This window comes from Pseudomonas flavescens (assembly GCF_013408425.1).
GTDB lineage: Bacteria > Pseudomonadota > Gammaproteobacteria > Pseudomonadales > Pseudomonadaceae > Aquipseudomonas > Aquipseudomonas fulva_A.
This window is the reverse complement of record NZ_JACBYV010000001.1, coordinates 2,857,553-2,875,855: the sequence shown is the minus strand read 5'-3', so window position 1 is coordinate 2,875,855 and position 18,303 is coordinate 2,857,553. Positions and strand designations below refer to the sequence as shown.

The 18,303-nt window shown below is 64.4% G+C and carries 17 protein-coding genes; all 17 read right to left on the bottom strand.

Translation table 11 applies throughout. The annotated features are described in order from the left end of the window. Positions 1-48: 48 nt before the first annotated feature. Positions 49-1,653, bottom strand: coding sequence for a Tad domain-containing protein (locus FHR27_RS12905; protein WP_179538745.1), 1,605 nt, complete (start codon positions 1,651-1,653; stop codon positions 49-51). A gap of 249 nt (positions 1,654-1,902) precedes the next feature. Continuing rightward, positions 1,903-2,358, bottom strand: coding sequence for a YbaN family protein (locus FHR27_RS12900; RefSeq protein WP_042551921.1), 456 nt, complete (start codon positions 2,356-2,358; stop codon positions 1,903-1,905). Positions 2,359-2,448: 90 nt separating this feature from the next. Beyond that, positions 2,449-3,036, bottom strand: coding sequence for a TadE/TadG family type IV pilus assembly protein (locus FHR27_RS12895; RefSeq protein WP_042551920.1), 588 nt, complete (start codon positions 3,034-3,036; stop codon positions 2,449-2,451). Continuing rightward, complete coding sequence (locus FHR27_RS12890) at positions 3,033-3,542, bottom strand: TadE/TadG family type IV pilus assembly protein (protein ID WP_042551919.1); 510 nt, start codon at positions 3,540-3,542, stop codon at positions 3,033-3,035. The genes FHR27_RS12895 and FHR27_RS12890 overlap by 4 nt, the downstream gene beginning before the upstream one ends. A 4-nt stretch (positions 3,543-3,546) precedes the next feature. Continuing rightward, positions 3,547-4,398, bottom strand: a complete 852-nt coding sequence (locus FHR27_RS12885) for a tetratricopeptide repeat protein (RefSeq protein ID WP_179538744.1) — start codon at positions 4,396-4,398, stop codon at positions 3,547-3,549. A 13-nt stretch (positions 4,399-4,411) separates the two neighbouring features. After that, on the bottom strand, positions 4,412-5,383 hold the full coding sequence (locus tag FHR27_RS12880) for a type II secretion system F family protein (RefSeq protein ID WP_042551917.1): 972 nt from the start codon (positions 5,381-5,383) through the stop codon (positions 4,412-4,414). Next, the gene (locus FHR27_RS12875) at positions 5,380-6,369 is read right to left on the bottom strand and encodes a type II secretion system F family protein (protein WP_042551916.1); all 990 of its coding nucleotides are present in this window, start codon (positions 6,367-6,369) and stop codon (positions 5,380-5,382) included. The genes FHR27_RS12880 and FHR27_RS12875 overlap by 4 nt, the downstream gene beginning before the upstream one ends. Then, positions 6,369-7,736, bottom strand: coding sequence for a CpaF family protein (locus FHR27_RS12870; protein WP_042551915.1), 1,368 nt, complete (start codon positions 7,734-7,736; stop codon positions 6,369-6,371). Before FHR27_RS12870 ends, FHR27_RS12875 begins: the two co-directional genes overlap by 1 nt. Before the next feature lie 13 nt (positions 7,737-7,749). After that, positions 7,750-8,976, bottom strand: a complete 1,227-nt coding sequence (locus FHR27_RS12865) for an AAA family ATPase (protein ID WP_042551914.1) — start codon at positions 8,974-8,976, stop codon at positions 7,750-7,752. A 32-nt stretch (positions 8,977-9,008) separates the two neighbouring features. After that, the gene (locus FHR27_RS12860) at positions 9,009-9,662 is read right to left on the bottom strand and encodes a CpaD family pilus assembly lipoprotein (RefSeq protein ID WP_179538743.1); all 654 of its coding nucleotides are present in this window, start codon (positions 9,660-9,662) and stop codon (positions 9,009-9,011) included. An 11-nt stretch (positions 9,663-9,673) separates the two neighbouring features. After that, the gene (locus FHR27_RS12855) at positions 9,674-11,227 is read right to left on the bottom strand and encodes a type II and III secretion system protein family protein (RefSeq protein ID WP_052493734.1); all 1,554 of its coding nucleotides are present in this window, start codon (positions 11,225-11,227) and stop codon (positions 9,674-9,676) included. A 23-nt stretch (positions 11,228-11,250) separates the two neighbouring features. Then, positions 11,251-12,171 carry a Flp pilus assembly protein CpaB gene (gene cpaB / locus FHR27_RS12850; RefSeq protein ID WP_179538742.1) on the bottom strand — a complete coding sequence of 307 codons (921 nt, stop codon included), beginning with the start codon at positions 12,169-12,171 and terminating at the stop codon, positions 11,251-11,253. A gap of 15 nt (positions 12,172-12,186) precedes the next feature. Continuing rightward, a complete protein-coding gene (locus FHR27_RS12845) occupies positions 12,187-12,750 on the bottom strand; it encodes an A24 family peptidase (RefSeq protein WP_042551911.1) in 564 nt (187 codons plus the stop codon). A gap of 21 nt (positions 12,751-12,771) precedes the next feature. Beyond that, entirely contained in the window at positions 12,772-12,972 is a 201-nt protein-coding gene (locus FHR27_RS12840; RefSeq protein WP_042551910.1) for a Flp family type IVb pilin, read from the bottom strand. 125 nt (positions 12,973-13,097) lie between these two features. Beyond that, positions 13,098-14,531, bottom strand: coding sequence for a sensor histidine kinase (locus FHR27_RS12835; RefSeq protein ID WP_179538741.1), 1,434 nt, complete (start codon positions 14,529-14,531; stop codon positions 13,098-13,100). After that, positions 14,518-15,183, bottom strand: coding sequence for a response regulator transcription factor (locus tag FHR27_RS12830; protein ID WP_042551909.1), 666 nt, complete (start codon positions 15,181-15,183; stop codon positions 14,518-14,520). Before FHR27_RS12830 ends, FHR27_RS12835 begins: the two co-directional genes overlap by 14 nt. 274 nt (positions 15,184-15,457) lie before the next feature. After that, positions 15,458-18,199: a response regulator gene (locus FHR27_RS12825; RefSeq protein ID WP_179538740.1), complete on the bottom strand. Its 2,742-nt coding sequence runs from the start codon at positions 18,197-18,199 to the stop codon at positions 15,458-15,460. Positions 18,200-18,303 lie beyond the last annotated feature (104 nt).

Genomic DNA, 18,303 nt, shown 5'->3' with positions numbered 1-18,303 from the left:
TCCAGGACAAGGGGCGGTGAAAATGAAAGAGTGGGATGAGAGTCGGGGCTACTCGACCAGCCGGACGTAGGAGCCTTGCCTGCGTATCTCTTCGAGAATCTTGTCGAGGCGATCCTGTATGCCGCCTTCGGCGGTCGTGAAGTCGAAGCCGGGCAGGTAGGTGATGTCGCCCGCCTGTTCGGCGCAGCGGGCCAGGCCGGGGCCGGCAAGGCGGCGGAACTCGGAGGCGCCGTTGATCAGCGTGCCTTCGGCGCCCAGGTCGTTGTTCTCGATTTCGTCCTGGCCGATCGCGATCATGAAGAAGCGCAGCTTGCGTTGGCGAAAGCTGTCGCACAGCCGGGCGAAGCGCTGTGTTCTCAAACTCTGGTTTTCGCCGTCAGTGCCAGCCTCGCCATCGATGGCCTGGGCCGTCTCGGCGTTGTAGGAATCGCTGTCGAACCAGCGCTGGCCGGTGGTGTTGACCAGCATGACGATGGCCTTGTAACTGTCGCCGCCATCGTCCTTGAAGTCCTTGGGCAGCTCGTCCGGCAGATCCCAACCGCTGCTGCCCCGGAAGGCTGGAGCCAGCGCCATGGCGCTCCAGCCCATGGCAATGGCGTAATTGACATTGAAACGCGTGGACATCTGATCGAGGCGCTCTTCGATCTTGTCGAGGTCATTGCTCAGTGGCAGCAGGGGGGCCGAGGGGCAGCCTTTGTCGGCGACCATCCAGCGGGTATCGTTGGTGCCGGTGGCTTGGCCATCCAGCGGCGGAGGGCCGATCCAGCTGATTGGCGTGGCGCCGGGGCTGCCGTTTTCTGGCAGGTCATCGCGATAGTAGATACGGAATTGTCCACTGGGCGCGCGATCCCAGAAGTAGTTCTGCCCACGGCCCAGGCCGCGGTACATGCACAGCAGATTGGCGCGGCGATCCGGAATGCGGCGATCCTGCAGACCCGCGTAGCCACTGCGGAACAGTGTGGTCAGTTCCACCGGGCGCAGGGCGCCGGTCATTGCCCAACCGTTCAGGCGTCGCGCATGGTTGGCGCTGGGGCCCGGCGGGGTTCGTGACGTCGGGTTGGTGTAATCCGGCGAGACGTTGACCGCCTGGCTGTAAGGCACCAGTGCCAGCCAGGCATCGTCGCGCCCCTCTACCAGCTTTCGGGCGAAGCGCATGCTCTGGCGACGCAGTACGCGCAGATTGCTTTCGTTTTCCGAGCCCGTGTTGGGTAAGGCCAGCGCGACCTCCAGGCCGCTGGGTTGCACCTCGACGGTGGAGTGCACGCGGATCTCTTCCACCTCGCCACCGAGCAGTTCCGGACTGGCCTCGAAGACCACCTCGACTCTGTAGCGCGTGCGTTGCTGGTCATCGGTTTGCTGGCTCAGCACGATGGCCTCGCTGCTGATCTGTTCGCCCAGAGCGCTGTCCATGCCGAGGTTGTTGAGTACGTAGCCCTCGGCCAGCAGCTGCAGCTTTTCCAGGGGTTGCTCACCATTGAGCAGACGCTCGTTACCCACCGCCATCGCCGCAGCATCGGTCGCGCGTTTGATCTGGCTGGCGCTGTTGGTCATGCGGCTGGTGTCCAGCGCATAGGCGGTGGCCAGCAGCGCGCCGCCGATGGCCAGCACCATGAAGGGCGCGACGCTGCCACGCTGCTGCGTGCGGCGCATCATGGGCGGCGATCCTCACGCAGAGTGCAGCTGAGGATGAGAGGGCAGTTGAGGCAGAGGTGGGCGGCTGTCATGGAGGGTAGGCGAGCGATCCGTGGGCGATGCTGGTGGGAGGTGCCAGAATGGGTATAAAGATAAGAATAATTCCCAATATCAGGCAATCGCCGCTTCATTAAGAATGCTTAATGAGCGCTGTGCAGTGGGACTGCAGGCCCGTGCGTCAGGGAGGTCGTTCGAAGGTGATGCAGGGGCTCAGTGGCTTTCCAGCTCTGCGTGAACGACCTGCTGCGGGCGTTGTGGCTCCGTACGTGACCACAGCCACAGTGCCCCGCATGACATGCCGCCACCGGCAGTCAGCAGTAGCCATAGCGGCGGTTGATGCCAGAGCAGCACGGCCAGACACAGCAGCATGCTCAGGCTCGCTGCCCATTTGGTTCTACGTGCCACCACCCCGACCTGCCAGTCGCGCAGCAGGGCACCGAACAGGCGGTGTTGCAGCAGCCAGCGATGCAGTCGAGGCGAGCCCTTGGCAGACGCCCAGGCGGCCAGCAGCACGAACTCGGTGGCTGGCAGGCCGGGGAGGAGTACGCCGAGAATCGCACAGCTCAGGCTTAGGTAAGCGAGCAGCAGATAGGCCATGCGTTTGATGCGACTCATCGGCGGCTGCCGGCTGGCGTCGGAAGCATCCCGGGAGGTGTTGGCGGTCATGGCGAGAATCCGTTCTGGAGAGCGCGCAGTTAAAGAGACGTGCCGCTGGCCATCAAGTTAAGAGGGCTTCATGTTTGCGGTGGGGGCGTCTCAGTCCTGATAATCCACGCCGACTTCCTCGCTCAGCAGCCGGTCCAGTGCGACTTCGCTGTAGACCATTCGCCCAAAGGCGATGGCCTGCATGTCCTTGTCCAGCAGCAGGCCATTGCTCAGTGCCAGGTTGTCACTGTTGCGACAGAGCTGCACGACCAGTATCGACGCGCTGCTGGCCGCGGTCTCTTCGCTTTCTGCCGCTGTCCGTTCTATCTCCTCGGGGAGTTCGCCCGTGTAGCGCTCGCCTTCCGAGTTCTCGGCGCACAGCCCTTCGAGATTGCCCCGTCGCAGTGGGCGCCAGGTCATGCTGCGGTCGAGGTTCACCTTGCTGATCAACAGTTCGTAATCGCCCAGGATATCCGGCGCAGCGACCTGATCGATAAGTGCCTGCAGGCCGTCCTGATCAAGACGGTTCTGCATGGCCAGCGTGCTGGCGATGCCATGGGCCGATTGTTCGAGGTGGGCGCGAGCCAGGTTGATGTTGTACAGATCGCCGATCAACAGGGCTGCGCCGATCAGCAATGGCAGGCTCAGGGCGCCTTCGACCAGGGCATTGCCGCGCTGACGCTTGAGGCTGTTGCTCATCGTTCTTGCTGCTCCGCTTCACGCTCGCTGGTCAGGTTACCCAGCAGTTGGCGGTACTGATATTGAAAGGCGTCACCCAGGCCGAACAGGGCCGGCAGTGGGGTGATGAAATGCTGGGTCATATCGACGGTGACGCTCAGTACTTGGGGCGAAGCGTCCCCATCATCGAGCTCGGCATTGGGCTGGCCGCCGCCGAACTGGCGCAGGTTGTCGAAGGCCAGCAGCTCGACCTGCAGGTCGCTCTGGTCGAGCAGGCCATAGGAGCCTTCGACCAGGCGGGTCTCGATGGCCTCCTGAAGGGTTTCCGGGCTCTGCTGGTAGAAGGCGCGATCCTGGCGGAAATCCTGTAGCGAGCGCTCCAGCGCCAGGCTGCCGACGCCGATCATCAGCGCGATGCGCGCCAGTTCGAAGATCATCATCACACCGAACAGCAGGACCGGCAGGATCAGCGCGGTCTCCACGGCGGTGACGCCATCCTGCTCGCGCAGCAACGCCTTGGCATTCATGGCTTCAGTCCTGCTCCTTGAGTGACAGAGGCTGCTGACTGGCGGCCAGCAGTTCGCTTGCCAGCGGCGCGCCACCCTGAATGCGTTCGCGGGCGGCGCGGAAGCCGTCGAGAATCCGCGTGGCGTATTCCTCTTCCAGATTGTCGAGCAGGACCCGTTTCGCGGTGTCGTCATGGCCGGAAATCACATAGGCCAGGGCGAGGTTGAGCTGCAGTGAAATATCGCCTTGGCCGCGTGCGCCGTTGAGCAGGCCAATGGCCCGGCTGCTGTCGCCATTGGCCAGCCAGGACAGTGCCAGATTATTCAGCGCCGGGCTGTAGCCAGGGGCGTTTTGCAGGGCCAGTTCGAATTGTTGGCGCGCCTGATCGTTCTGGCCTTGCAGGTTCATCGCCACGCCCAGGCCGTTAAGGGCCGTGGCATCGTTGGGGCTGGCCTCCAGGGCGCAACGGAAGTCCCGTTCTGCCTGGGTGGCCTGACCCAGTGCCAGGCGTGCGCGCCCCGTGCCGTTGCACAGCGCCAGACGTTGCTCGTTCGGCAAGCGGCTGCTGTCGCTGGCGAGCGCCAGCTGAGCGCGCTGGTACAAGGCCAGGGCTTCCTGCGCAGGTCGCACGGCACTGGCGACGCTGGCGTATTCGAGCAGGTAGCTGCCATCGAGCTGGCCGCGTTCGTCCATGCGCGCATAGACCGCGTGAGCCGCCTGCAGGCGGCCATTGTCACGCAGGGTGTGGGCGAGATGCAGGGCTTCCCTGGCTTCCTTGCCCAGTGAGGGATTGGCGTTCGGCAAGCCGATGCTGGCGCAGCCGCTGAGTGCCAGGACCAGCAGGGCAGGCAGGAGAAGAGGGCGGATCAGGTGCATGGCAGGTCTCGATTCATTGGCTGAGCAGGCGGACGATGCGCACCATGGCCGGTGCACCCATCATCGCCACGATGGGGGGAAGGATCAGGGTCATCAACGGAACGCTGAGTTGGGCAGGCAGCTTGCCGGCGCGCTCTTCGAGCGTGAGGATCAGGGTCTTGCGGCTTTCCTCGGAAATGGTGCGCAGCGCCTGAGACAGCGGCGTGCCGTAGCGTTCGGCCTGGATCAGGGTCGCGACCATGCTCTCGATACCTTTGGCACCCGTGCGTTCGGCGAGATTGAGCAAGGCGCGCGGGCGATCGCTGAGGATCTGCAGCTCGGCATAGGTGTAGCGCAGCTCGTCGGCCAGCTCCGGGGCCGAGAGGGTCAGCTCCTTGGAGACCACCTGCAGCACACGGCCGAGGGGCAGACCGGCTTCGGCACAGATCACCATCAGATCGAGGCCGTCCGGCAGGCTGCGTTCCAGGCGTTCGCCGCGCTGAGCGCTGCGCAGCTTGAGCCAGACTTCCGGCAGGGTGGTACCGACGAACAGCGCGATCAGACCGCCTGCCAGGCCGTTGAGGCCCAGCCGCGAACCAGGTTCGAGCACACCGAACAGCACGATACCGGCCAGCAGCAGACCCAGTGCATATTTGCCGGCCAGCAGCAGGCCCAGCGCTTCGCGGTTGCGCAGGCCGGCCATGGATAGCAGCCGCCGCAGTTTCTGGCGATCCTGGTCGGTGCCGGCGAGCGTTTCACCCACGCGCGCCACCGGCAGCAACAAGGCCTGCAGGCGTGGCGGCAGTTGCATGCCCTGCTGGCGCAAGATGTCGTTGACTTGAGCCGCTCCCAGAGCAGGGCTGCTCCGCTGGCTGCCGGGCAACAGCCGTTCACGCAGTGCCGCCGGTCTCGAACGCTGGTGCAGGGCGATCAGCAGCAGGCCGATGCCAGCGAGCAGAATGGCCAGGGCGACGCTGGCCAGCGGGTCATCGAGCCAGTTGGTCATGACACCCTCCGAACCATCAGTTGGGTGATCGTCAGACCCAGGGCGACGCTACCGAAGGCGTAGAAGAGCACGATATTGCCGGTCGGGTCGTTGAGCAGGAAGTGAAAGTCCTTTGGCGAATTGAGGTACATGTAGCCCAGCGCGAAGGGCACCAGTGAGGCGACGATCTTTGCCGATGCACGTGCCTCGGAGGTCTTGGCCTGGATCTTCAGGTGCAGTTCCTGGCGGTCGCGCAAAGTGGCGGAGAGGCGGTCGAGGGTTTCTCCAAGACGGCCACCGGCTTCCTGGTTGATGATCAGGATCACCGCGAAGAACCGATACTCGTTGAGCGGAATGCGCCGTGCCGAATCCTGCATGGCCTGGCGCAACGGCACGCCGAGGCGCAGCCAGTTGTCGATCAGGGCGAATTCCAGGGCCAGGGGGCCTGTGAGGTTTGGTCCGACCAGCGCGAAGGCATTGCTGACCGGCACCCCGGCACGGGCGGTACGGGTCACCGCGTCGATGGCTTCCGGCAGGCTCATCTTCAGTTCGTGCAGGTGCTTGGCCATGCCGCTGCGGTACCCCAGCAGGGCCAGTACGGCGAAGGCGAACAGGCCCAGCAGCAGGCTGCCGAGCACGGGGAAGGGCGTTTCGCGGCCGAGCAGCACGCCGATCATCAAGCTGGCGAATGCGGTCAGGGTCACGCGCATGCCGAGGTTCTTCTGCCAGCCCAGCACGCTGAGGCCGAGCCAGATACGGGCGATATGCGGGCCGAGCAGGGGCAGGTCGGCGAATGGCGTGCGCTCCATGTCGCGCAGAATGCCGTCTACCGTCGGCAGGCTGCTGTCCTGACGAGCCTGGCCGTCCAGCGTCGCCTTGAGCTTCAACAGGCGCAGGTGCACGGCCTTGTCGCCCTGACCGCGTCGGGACAGGCTGCGGGCCGCGAGCACGGCGAGAATCACGGCGACGAATACCAGCAGGGTCAGCAGGTCGAGTACGGCGTCCATCAGTGCTGGCCTTCGAACAGGTGTGCGTGGGTGCCGTAGAACTGCGGGCGCTGCCCGCTGGCCACGTACTGCCCGACCAGGCGCCCCTGGGCATCGATGCTGCTGGTCTTGAAGGCGAACAATTCCTGAGTCTGGATCACGTCGTTTTCCATGCCGCACACCTCGGTGATGGAGACGATCCGTCGACCGCCGTCACGCATGCGTTCGACCTGCACGATCAGGTTCACGGCACTGGCGATCTGCCGGCGAATGGCTTCCAGAGGGAGCTGCATGCTGGCCATCATCACCATGTTTTCCATACGCATGATGGCGTCGCGTGGGGTGTTGGCGTGCACCGTGCAGAGCGAACCGTCGTGGCCGGTGTTCATTGCCTGCAGCATGTCGAAGCTCTCACCGCCGCGCACCTCGCCGAGAATGATGCGGTCCGGGCGCATGCGCAGGGCGTTGCGTACCAGATCGCGCTGGTCGACCTTGCCGGTGCCTTCGGCGCTGACCGGGCGGGTCTCCAGGCGCACCACGTGAATCTGTTGCAGTTGCAGTTCCGCTGCGTCTTCGATGGTGATGATGCGGTCATCGAAGCTGATCTTCTGCGACAGGGCGTTGAGCAGCGTGGTCTTGCCCGCGCCGGTGCCGCCAGACACGATGATGTTGAGCTTGGCGACCATCGCCCGGCGCAACACCTCGACCATCTCCATGGACAGCGCGCCGCGTTCGGCGAGGATCTCCAGCGACATGTTGCGCCGCATGAACTTGCGGATCGAAATGGTCGTGCCGTCGATCGCCAGTGGGTAGGTGATGACGTTGACCCGGCTGCCGTCGGCCAGGCGCGCATCGACCATCGGATGGCTTTCGTCGATGCGCCTGCCCACGGCGGCAGCGATGCGTTGGGCGGTATTGAAGACGTGTTCCTCGTCGACGAAAGTGATCGACGACAGTTCCAGTTTGCCGAAGCGCTCGACGAACACCTGGCCGGCGCCGTTGACCAGAATATCGTTCACCGAGTCGTCGGCCAGCAGCGGCTCGATGGGCCCGATACCGACCATCTCGTTGAGCATTTCCTCGCCGATGGCTTCCTCTTCCTGGCGCGACAGCTGCAGGCGATTGTCGTCGCAGATGCGGCGGATCATCGACTCGATCTGCCCGCGCAACTTGTCGCGCCCCATGGCCGCCGCCTTGAGAGGGTCGATCTGGTCGTAGAGGTAGCCGCGAATCAGCTTGCGATTCTGTGCTCCGAGGCTATCGGTGGGGCGTGCCTGTGCAGTGCGCTGCACGCTGGTGGCGCGCACGTCCTGGGTTGCTTCGGGGGTCGCTTGCGGCGCAGTGGTCTTGCGCGCTTCGCGGCTGCGGGTGGGATGGCGGATAAGCATCGACGGTATCCTCTCAGGCCGCAGGGCGCTGACGGTTCAAGACCTGGCGCAGGCGTGCCAGCAGGCTGCCCGAGACGCTGGCAGCGCGTTTCGGTGAATGACCGGTGGCGAGGTCGGCCAGGTCCAGCAGCGCATCCTTGAACCCGGCTGCATCGTCCAGCCTCAGTGGCCCGCTCAGCAGGCTGCCGGCCAGAGCGCCAGCGGCATGGGGCAGCAGCAGGTCGATGGGGCGCTCGATGAACGCCTCGAACTGCTCTCGTTCGACGACCGCCGAGGCATGGCCGCGAGCGGCGTTGGCGACCACCAGCAATTGCTGGCCGTCGCTCTCGTCACCGATTTCGCGCAGCAGGCGATGCAGGTTGCGAGCGTCCTGTACGCTCAGGTCGGTGATGACGATGCGCGTCTGGGCGTGGGCCAGCACATCGAGGCTGCCTGGCGGCTGGCTGGCCGGCAGATCCCAGATCACCTGGTTGAACAGACGGCAGAGGTTGCCGCCGAGGTTCAGCAGGTGCTCGCGGTCGAGCGCGGCATCGGCACGCAGCACGGGTGTCTGGGCCAACAGGTGCAGGCGCTCGTTGATTTGTCCCATGGCCCGTTGCAGCAGGCGGGTGTCGATCTCGCTGCTGGACAGCGCGCCGGCCAGGCCGGCCTCGCCGTCATAGCCGAGCAGCAGATTCTGATCGCCGTTGCTGCGGTCGAAGTCGACGATCGCAGTGGCCGTGTGGCGTTGTTGCGACAACAGCAAGCCGAGGCCGGCGGCCACCGTGCTGGTGCCGCAGCCGCCGGATGCGCCGGTGACGGCGATGGTACGACCACTGCGCACACCATGCGGGTCGCTGTGGCCGAGGGTGCGGGCGCGGTTCAGGGTCGCGGCGAGCAGATCCAGCGGCACCGGCTTGACCAGGTAATCGAACACGCCGCCGTGCAGCAGGCTGCGGTACAGGTCGACGTCCTGCTTGCTGCCCAGGGCGACGATATGGCAGGCGGGGTCGCAGACTTCGGCCAGTTCGGCCAGTGACTGCAGGGGCAGCGGATCGTCATCCAGATCGACGACGAGAAGCTCCGGTGACGGGTTGCCGCGACTCCAGGCGATGGCGGCGGCCAGGCCTCCGGTACGCGCCTGTTCGGCGCCGAGGCCGAGGCGGGCGAGGCGTTCGCCGTAATGCCCGGCCTGTTCGCTGTCGACGGCGAACAGCATGAGATTCGCCGTGGCTTGGCTGTGGATCGAGGTGTCGTTCATGTCGCGATTCTCTCTGCGCCGGGCCCGGGGGCTCAGTCTTCCTGGAAGTCGATGTCGAGCAGTTCACGGATCTCGTCGTCGTGGTAACGGCCAACCGCATTCACGGCAGCCATGCCGTCGCCGGCATCCAGCGCCTGAGGACGCATCAGGTCACGTGGGTCCGAGACCATGCGGGCGAGGTTGGCGCGGGTGGCGCAGCCCAGCGGGCCAACGGCCTCGTAGGGTTTGACCGTCCAGGCTTTCTGGTTGGCGATGCTGCAGTCCGGCACTGTCACGACCAGGGCTTCGGAGACCACCTGCAGATCCCAGTCACCACCATTGGCCGCTTCCAGGCGCGACGGCATGACGATCACCTGCTGCGCGGGCGCGCCCTGTTCGCGCAGTACGCTGGCCAGCCGCTGAGCCAGGCGCTCGCCGCTCGGGGTATAGGGCTGCAGGGTCAGCGTCTGCTGTGACAGCCGGCCCTGGGCGCGCAGGAGGGTGTTGAGGTTGTCCAGTGACTCGGCCGTGAAGCTGCCGTTGCCACTGGCCTGCAGTGAGGCGACCAGCGCGGAGGGGGCGACGCTGGCCTGTGGCGCGGTTTCGTACGGGGCCAGGCGTTGTTCGCGCAGTTGGTTGATGTGCCGGTCACAGCCGGAGACCAGCAGTGAAACTGCCAGCAGCGGCAGCAGCGATCGAATGGACATGGTGACGCTCCTCAGAACAGATAGCCGGCGGTGGCCTGGGCAGGTAGCTGGGCATCCAGCGCACGAATGCCGCGGCCAGGTGTTTGCAGATCGCCGGGAGCGGTGGGCTCGACCACATAGGCGGTGGCGATGATCACCAGTTCGGTGTCTTCCTGGGTGTTGGTTTCGGTCTCGAACAGGCGGCCGAGGCCGGGAATGCTCTTCAGCCCGGGCACGCCATTGATCTGTTGCGCGAGGTTGCTGCGCAGCATGCCGGCGAGGGCGAAACTCTGGCCGCTGGCCAGTTCCACCGTGGTATCGGCGCGGCGCACCTTGAAGGCCGGGATGGTGAAACCGTCCAGCTCCACCGCGCCGTCGTTGGACAGGTCGCTGACCTCGGGTGCCACGTGCAGGCTGATGCGTTTGGGCGACAGCAGGGTTGGCGTCATGCGCATGATCACGCCGTACTGTTTGTAATCGATGTTCACGCTGTTGTTGACGAAGGTCACGATCGGCACCTCGCCACCGGCAGCGAAACCGGCGGTTTCGCCGGACATCGCGGTCAGGTTCGGCTCGGCCAGCACCGTAGCCAGGCCGTCTTCGGAAAGAGCGGTGAGCAGGCCGGCCACGGTGGTCGAGCCGTTGCGGTGGAAGCCGCCGGCCACCGCGTTGGTGGCCGTGCCGCCGCTGAAGGCGCCAGTGGTCGCGTCGAACAGCGACGCGCCATTGCGCAGGAAGTAGTTGCCGTCTTTCAGCGCGACGTCCCAGTTCAGCCCCAGCGAAGTGCTCAGGCTGCGAGAGACTTCGACGATGCGCACGCTGATGTTGACCTGGGCGGAGAGCTCGACCTTTAGCTGGTTGATCACTCTGGGTGCGGGTGTCTGCCCCTGCTGACCGCCCTGCGGTGCACGGGCATTGCCGCCCGCGCTGCTGGATGCTGCGCCGAGGTTGGCCTCCACGCTGTCCATCACCTGCTTGGCCTGCTGCGGGGTACGTACGCTGCCGCGTACGATCAGACTGCTGCCGGACGGCAGAAACTCGACCTTGGCGCCGGGAATCTCGTGGGCGATCTGGTCGCCCAGGCGGCCGAGTGCTGCCATATCCTGGCTGGCTACCAGGCGGATGGCGGAAATCACTTCATCGTTGCCATCCAGCGCGTAGAGCGTGGTGGTACCGGGGGCCTTGGCGAACACGAAGACGCTACCCGGCGTCGGCACCTGATAGCTGGCGATTTCGGGGTTGGCCACCATCACGGTGGCGGCGGCGCGTGGCAGTTGCAGCAGGCGGCCCTGGTTGAGCATCAGTTGCACGGTTTCGGTTTCGTCGACCTGCACAAGTTGCTTGCGCACCGGGCGTGGAGCAGGTTTTGGCGTGGGGCTTGCCGCCTCGGCGGGGCTGGCCATGCCATTCTGCGCGTAGTACTCGCGGGCGAACTGCAGATCCAGATCCGGGTTGTAATCGGCCGGCTCTGCAACCGGCAGATCGAGTTCTTCCTGTGTTTGCGCTTGTGCGAACCCGGAGGCGAGACTGCCGGCGGCGAGCAGACAGGTCAGGGACAGGGCGAGAGGGGTATACGCGAACTTCATTCTCGGTATCTCGGTTGGCCGGCTCACCGGGAGCCAAATTGCACGGCGGTGGCTGCATCGCCACGGAAGGTCTGCACGTTCGGTGTAGAGGTTTGCGCCGACGCCTTGTAGACGCTGGTGGTCTGGGCCAGCGTGGTGACCCGGTCAGTGCCTAGCTTGGCCTGCCCGTCGCTGGCTTCCAGGCTGCTGCGCAGAACCAGTTGCAAGGTGCCGATCTGGCTGGCCAGGGCCAGGCGTTCGGCATACACGGGCGGGACTTCCAGGGTGACGATTTCCGGGTAGGAGTCAGGGTAGGCGTCCGGGCCCTTCTTCTGAGCCTTGGCGTCTGCCACCGGCATCGGCTGCAGCGGGCTGCGCACGCGGTTGTTGATCGACAGCACGCGCACGTCCTGCAGCAGGGTCTGTGCTGCCAGGCGCGGCGTCTGCTGAGCGTCGCCCTGGGCTTGTTCCTGATCGCGCTGCAGGTTGACCAGCACATCGACTCGGTCGCCCAGGCTGAGCATGCTGTACAGGCTGGCACTGTTGCTGGTCGGTACGGCGATGGCACGCATCCCTGGCTTGACCACGGTCGCGATGAAGCCGGGTTCGTTGGCCTTGACCACCAGGTTGCTGGTCAGCGCGGCACCGGCGGCAATCGGCTGGCGCACGCTGGCACCGGTCAGCAGGCGGCTTTCTTCACCCCCCTCGACGAAATACAGGCGATCGTCATGGGCCGTATCGCTGGCTTGCCAGCGCAGCGCCGACGGGTCGATGAAATCCCCTGGGCGCAGGTCACGGCTGGCGACCAGAATTGCCGGGTGCCTGGGCTTGGGCTGCTCCACGGGCTTGCTCTCGACCACTTGTGGAGGGGGCGGTGGTGGGGTGAGCAGTACGCGAGCCAGCAGCGCAGCGCTACCGGCAACCAGCAGGGTGCCGGCCAGAAGAAGGACGGAAGGGGTTTTCATGGTTGAACCGTGCACTCAGTAGTGAATGGGGCCTAACAGCGTGTAGAGGGCACCCGCCGCGATGGCCAGGCCGTACGGGATTCCGGCAGGCCTGTCGTCGGTCAGTACCGTTGGCGTAGGTATCTGCAGGGATGGACAGTTGGCGCCGAGGCGTTGCCAGGCCTGCGCCAGTGCGGTCTCCAGCGTCGCGAGCAAGGGCAGGGCCAGTGCCAACAGGCCACCGGCCAATGCGGTGACGATGAGGAAGGTCACTTGATTGCCCTGTCCCATCCACAGGCAGATGACTGCCATCAGCTTGACGTCCCCCGCACCGACTCGACCGAGACAGAACAGGCCGTAGCCCACCAGCATCACCAGCGTGGCACCCAGCAGGTTGCGGGCGATGCGCTCCAGCAGTTCGCCGCCGCTCAGGTCGCCCCAGGGGCCGAAACCGAACGGCGCGCAGACCGGCAATATCAGCCACAGTGCCAGCAGCACCAGAATCAGCAGGTTGTGTATGCGCCGGTAGAGCAGGTCCGAGGCGCAGACGAAAGCCAGCGCCGGCAGCAGGACTAAAAGGCTGAAGGTATCCGTGTCCATGGGGTGCTCCAGCCTGGATGCTTACTTGCTGCTGCCGGGATTGTTGGTATTGGTGATCTGGTCGGCGATCGACGAGAAACGCTCCTTGAGAGCGGTGACGAACACACCGTCCGAGCCGAAGATCACGCCAATGGCTGCGGCCATGGCGGCGGCGAGAATGCCGTATTCGATGGCGGTCACACCGCTTTCATCGGCCAGGAATTTCTTCAGTTGGTTGGCCATGGGCACAACTCCTTGGATGCATTTGGAGGGTGATTAATAGAGAGTGATATTAGGATTCATTATCAATTGAGCTTCAAGCGGCGCTTCATTAAGAATGCTTAAGGAAGGTTGCCGGGCGGCTGCAATCAGGCGATCGAGGCGTGTTTCGCGGGGTCTGTCACTGCGTTGTCGGGCAGCGGTCTGGCGGCGGCCTTGAGACGTAATATGGCGCGCAGGCCGGGCTTGTTGTCTTCCAGAAGCAGTTCTCCGCCGTGCAGCTCGGCGATCGCCTTGGTCAAGGTCAGGCCCAGGCCATTGCCGGGAATATCCGCGTTGAGGTGCAGGCGCTGGAAGCGCTCGATGGCCTTGCCGTTGAGCTCTGGCGCGATGCCGGGTCCGCTGTCGGCCACGCTCAGGTGCGCCCAACCGGCCTGGCCATAGGCGCTGAGCGTGATGGGCCGGCCGGCCGGGGCGTACTTGAGGGCGTTATCGATCAGGTTGGCCAGCGCCTGGAACAGCAGGGCCTGGTCGCCATACAACAGCAAGTCGTTGTGCCTGATCTTCAGTTCGCAGCCGCGCTCCTCTGCCAGAGGCAGGTAGTAGTCACAGATGTCTTCGAGCAACTGGCGTGCCCCGAGTGAGCTGAACTGGTGGGCGCAGCGGCCGGTCTCCACCTCGGCCACCCGCATGACCGCACGGAACAGGTTCTGTATGCGTTCGCTGTCCTGCACGGCGCGTAACAGCTCTTCGCGCGGCTCGCCTTCGAGGGTCTCGGCGACATTCAGCAGGCGGTTCTGCAGGCGGGTAAGCGGTGTGCGCAGTTCGTGGGCGATATGGCTGGTGATGTTCTGCACCTCGTCCATCAGCCGGTTGATGCGCAGCAGGGCGTGGTTGATCTCTTCGCCGAGCTGATCGAACTCGTCGCCGCGATGGTCGTAGGGCACTTTCACGCTGTGGTCGCCACCGGCATAGAGCACCAGGGCATCGCGAATACGGTTGATGCGATACAGGTTACGCAGGCTGAACGGCAGGCTGATGATCAGGATCGAGAGCAGAATGATCAGCAGGCCGGCACCAGCCATCAGCGGGATGATGCGTGTGCGCTCGAGCATGGGACGCAGGTCGTAGGCGCTGAAATACTGACCGCCGTCGTTTAGCGGGACCACCAGACCGAGCATTTCACTGGGGTTGCCCTGAGCGTCCAGTAACTCCGCATGGCGCCAGTTGGTTTCGCAGGGGGCAGGGCAGTCGCTGGGAAACAGATGGGCATCGCCGTACAGCGCTGTGCCTTGACTGTCGAGCACGATGGAGTGGCGGTCCTTGCGTATCTCCATTGGCTGACGGTAGCGCAGTGCCGAGGCGACCTGAGGCGCGTTGGCCAGGCGGCCGTGCATCTGCTGGGTGCGGATGTCGAGCAGAATCATGTCGCGAACATGGTTGCGCATGATGATTTCGAGCAGGTGGTTGCTGAGGATGATGGAGGCCAGGGCAACCAGCAGGCAGATGAAAGCCACCGTCGTGGCCTGGCGGAAACTGCTGGTATTGAGTAGTTGATGCAGGCGGTTGTTAGCCAAGTACATAGCCGATCGCCCTGATGGTGCGGAGCAAGGCGGGCTTGAAGTCCTTGTCGATCTTGTTGCGCAATTTCGACAGATGCACGTCGATCAGGTTGGTCTGCGGATCGAAGTGATAGCCCCAGACCTTTTCCAGCAGCATGCTGCGCGTCACCGTCTGGCCACGGTTCTCGGCCAGCACCTGGAGCAGCTTGAATTCCTTGTCGGTGAGGTCGATGCGCTGTCCCGAACGCGAGACCTCGCGGCGGCCCAGGTCGATGCGCAGGTCTTCGATGTGCAGGCTGTCGCCCGCTTGTGCCTGCGGTCGGCGGCGGATCAGCAGCTCGAGACGCAGCAGCAGTTCGGTGAAGTCGAAGGGTTTGCCCAGGTAATCGTCGGCACCGGCGCGCAGGCCTTCGATACGATCCGAGGTCTGGTCGTTGGCCGAGAGAATCAGGATCGGTGGATGGCTGCGACCGTTCAGGCGGGTCAGCACTTCGATGCCGTCCATCTTCGGCAGGATGCGGTCGAGCACCACCACATCGAAGGCCTCGGTCTGGATGATCTGCAGTGCACCTTCGCCATTGTCGACCATTTTGCAGTTATGGCCGGATGCGTGAAGTTTGCTGCTGATCCAGCGGCTGACGGCTACATCGTCTTCGACTACGAGCACACGCATGAACTGTTCCTCGCCCCGACTCCTTCTTCGCGAGCGCCTTTTTAACAGGCCGGACGAGGAGGCAGGAGTTAAGAATTCTTAATTTTAGTGTTAATGATTCTCATTATGCAGCAAATCTGAACTAAGTTGATAGAGTTTTGTCATGCGCGCTCAATTGGTGTATGAGCGCTGCATGCGGTTGGGGGGGCTGCCGCCAGCGCCAGGCCGGCGAGGCGAAGGGCTGCATCAGGCCTGGTAAGGGCCTTGCGGAACACCTGCAGTGGTGTTCCGCCGTTCACATTGGTGGCTGGCCAGGCTCATTCCTGAGTCGGTGCCTGATCGAAACGAGCCCGCTGCTGCGAATGGGCTGATCCTGCTTGAGCTGGGTCTCGCTGTTCTGGCAGGCGGCGCGCAGTTGCGGTACGCCGCAGTATCGAGTGGCGCCATGCAAGCGATGGATGCGCTCGATCAGCGCATTGCGGTCGCCGTCGGCTCGGGCCTGACGGATGGCCTGGAGGTCGCCTGGCAGCCCGGCCAGCAGCATGCTCAGCATGTCGGCGGCCAGGTCGGCCTTGCCAGCGGCCAGGCGCAGGCCTTCCTCGTTGTCGAGTACCGCGGTGGGCGGTGCAGCGATATCCGCGGGGGCATGGTCCTGGTTGGCGCCCTGCAGCGACAGGCCTGTCCACTTGAGCACGACCTGTGCCAGTTGCCGCTCGCTGATCGGCTTGGTGAGGTAGTCGTCCATACCGCTCTGCAGCAGGGTGCGTTTCTCGTTGGCCAGGGCATGGGCGGTCAGCGCGACGATGGGCATCGGCGAACGAGCGCTGTCCTGTTCCCACTGGCGAATCGCTTCGGTGGTCTGGCGCCCATCCATACCCGGCATCTGCACGTCCATGAGCACCAGGTCGAAATCCTCTTCGCGGGTGATGGCCAGGGCATCGAAGCCGCTGCTGGCGACCGTGACCACGGCGCCCATGTCGTCGAGCAGGGTCTGTACCAGCAGCAGGTTGGCGGCGTTGTCGTCGACGCAGAGGATGGCGGGCGAGCGCGTGGCGCTGCGGGGTGCCTGCTGGCGGATCTGCTTGGGCACCAGCAGGTCGGTCAGTGCGCGTTGCAGCCTGCGCGTACACGCGGGCTTGGCCTGCAACTGGCTGTGCCAGTCGGGCACGCAGTCCTGATACTGCGTCTGCTCGGTGGTAGGGCACAGCACCACGCTCTTGCAGGTCAGGTGCTCGAGGTCCCAGACGTACTTGCTCAGCTGATCCGGCGGCAGATAGCTGGCCGTGACACCGAATACCGCGCAGTTGAATGGCTGTGCAGAACGACTGGCGGTGCTCACGGCTTCGCAAAGGCTTTCCGGGTCGCTGAATACGCTGACCTGCAAGCCGCAGTCTTCCAGTTGATGCTGCAGCGCCTGCCGGGCCAGTTCGTGGGCTTCCAGCACGGCAGCTCGGCGTCCGGTGAGCGCGCGCGGTTGATCTTCCGCGTCACTGCGCGCCTTGGGCAGGCTGAGGCTGACCCAGAACTCGGAGCCTTCGCCGGGGGTGCTGTCCACGCCGATTTCCCCACCCATCTGCTCGATCAGACGCTTGGAGATCACCAGGCCGAGCCCGGTACCGCCGGCCTGGCGCGAGATGGAGTTGTCCGCCTGGCTGAAGGCCTGGAAAAGCGCACGCAGGTCTTCTTCGGCGAGGCCGATGCCGGTATCGCGTACGCTGATGCGCAGTTGCGCGCGGTCGGCCGTCTCTTCCTCGAGCATGGCACGAATGACGATGCTGCCTTCACGGGTGAACTTGATCGCGTTGCTGACCAGGTTGGTGAGCACCTGCTTGAGGCGCAGCGGGTCGCCGGACAGCGACACCGGGGTGTCACGGTAGATCAGCGAGAGCAGTTCCAGCTGCTTTTCGTGAGCGGCGGGGGCGAGGATGGTCAGGGTGTCCTGGAGCAGGTCGCGCAGGTTGAACGGGATGTTCTCGAGCACCAGTTTGCCGGCCTCGATCTTGGAGAAGTCGAGCACCTCGTTGATGATGCCCAGCAGGCTGTCGGCGGACTTTTCGATGGTGCTCAGGTAGTCCTGCTGGCGCGGGCTCAGCTCGCTCTTCTGCAGCAGGTTGGTGAAACCGAGAATGCCGTTGAGCGGGGTGCGGATCTCGTGGCTCATGTTGGCCAGGAACTCCGATTTGATGCGGCTCGCCTCCAGGGCTTCCTTGCGGGCGAAGTCCAGTTCGATGTTCTGGATCTCGATGGTTTCCAGATTCTGCCGCAGGTCTTCGGTGACCTGATCGATACTGTGCTGCATTTCCTCCTGGGCATTCTGCAGGGACTCGGCCATGCGATTGATGCCCGAGGCGAGTTCGTCCAGCTCGTGGCTGCCCAGTGGCGGCAGACGGGTTTCCAGATGGCCGTCCTTGAGCAGGGCGACGCCATTCTTGATGCGCAGCAGGGGGTCGTTGATGCTGCGGCTCATGCGCAGCGCCAGCAAACCGGTGATGATCAGCCCGGTGACCACCAGCAGCAGGCTGGTCAGCAGGCTGCGATAGCCGCTGAGCAACGTGTTGTGATGCGACAGTTCCAGCTCCACCCAGCCGATCGGGTCGCTGCCCGGGCTGGACTCTTCGCCGCTGAGGGTCAGATGCTGGGCCATCACCGGCAGCAGAAAGCGGGTCGCGTCCTGGCTGCTTTGCTGGGCGACGTCCACGGTGTCGCTGTCGATGGTGGGCCGCTCGTTGAGCATGCTGGGGCCGGCGTGGGCCAGGCGTTCGTTCTGCGTGGCGAGAAAGCTCACCGCGCGCACGTCCGGCTGTTCCAGGGCTTCGGTGGCGATGCGCTGCAACAGCGATTTGTCGCTGTGCAGCAGTGCGGGCGCAGCCAGAGGCGCCAACTGCTCGGCGATCATGTGCCCGCGCTGCAGCAGTTGCGCCTGCAGCCCGGAGAGTTGCATCCAGATGAAATAGCCACCCAGCACCAGCGCCAGCAGGCTGGTAGGCAGCAGGGTAAGCATCAGTACCCGGCCCTTGATGCCGATATCCTTGAACACGCGACGTCCCCTTTCCACGATGCCAGGCAGTGTAGCGATTCCGCCGTGCAGACGCTTGCCTGGCGTTCGACTGCTTACCGGGTATGCCGCTAATAGGTAGAATC

Coding starts and splice junctions, on each gene's coding strand:
- FHR27_RS12885 (WP_179538744.1), bottom strand. CDS start 4,398: ATGCACCTGATCCGCCCTCTTCTCCTGCCTGCCCTGCTGGTCCTGGCA.
- FHR27_RS12895 (WP_042551920.1), bottom strand. CDS start 3,036: ATGAGCAACAGCCTCAAGCGTCAGCGCGGCAATGCCCTGGTCGAAGGC.
- FHR27_RS12835 (WP_179538741.1), bottom strand. CDS start 14,531: ATGTACTTGGCTAACAACCGCCTGCATCAACTACTCAATACCAGCAGT.
- cpaB (WP_179538742.1), bottom strand. CDS start 12,171: ATGAAAACCCCTTCCGTCCTTCTTCTGGCCGGCACCCTGCTGGTTGCC.
- FHR27_RS12890 (WP_042551919.1), bottom strand. CDS start 3,542: ATGAATGCCAAGGCGTTGCTGCGCGAGCAGGATGGCGTCACCGCCGTG.
- FHR27_RS12900 (WP_042551921.1), bottom strand. CDS start 2,358: ATGACCGCCAACACCTCCCGGGATGCTTCCGACGCCAGCCGGCAGCCG.
- FHR27_RS12840 (WP_042551910.1), bottom strand. CDS start 12,972: ATGGCCAACCAACTGAAGAAATTCCTGGCCGATGAAAGCGGTGTGACC.
- FHR27_RS12870 (WP_042551915.1), bottom strand. CDS start 7,736: ATGCTTATCCGCCATCCCACCCGCAGCCGCGAAGCGCGCAAGACCACT.
- FHR27_RS12830 (WP_042551909.1), bottom strand. CDS start 15,183: ATGCGTGTGCTCGTAGTCGAAGACGATGTAGCCGTCAGCCGCTGGATC.
- FHR27_RS12880 (WP_042551917.1), bottom strand. CDS start 5,383: ATGACCAACTGGCTCGATGACCCGCTGGCCAGCGTCGCCCTGGCCATT.
- FHR27_RS12875 (WP_042551916.1), bottom strand. CDS start 6,369: ATGGACGCCGTACTCGACCTGCTGACCCTGCTGGTATTCGTCGCCGTG.
- FHR27_RS12865 (WP_042551914.1), bottom strand. CDS start 8,976: ATGAACGACACCTCGATCCACAGCCAAGCCACGGCGAATCTCATGCTG.
- FHR27_RS12845 (WP_042551911.1), bottom strand. CDS start 12,750: ATGGACACGGATACCTTCAGCCTTTTAGTCCTGCTGCCGGCGCTGGCT.
- FHR27_RS12905 (WP_179538745.1), bottom strand. CDS start 1,653: ATGATGCGCCGCACGCAGCAGCGTGGCAGCGTCGCGCCCTTCATGGTG.
- FHR27_RS12855 (WP_052493734.1), bottom strand. CDS start 11,227: ATGAAGTTCGCGTATACCCCTCTCGCCCTGTCCCTGACCTGTCTGCTC.
- FHR27_RS12860 (WP_179538743.1), bottom strand. CDS start 9,662: ATGTCCATTCGATCGCTGCTGCCGCTGCTGGCAGTTTCACTGCTGGTC.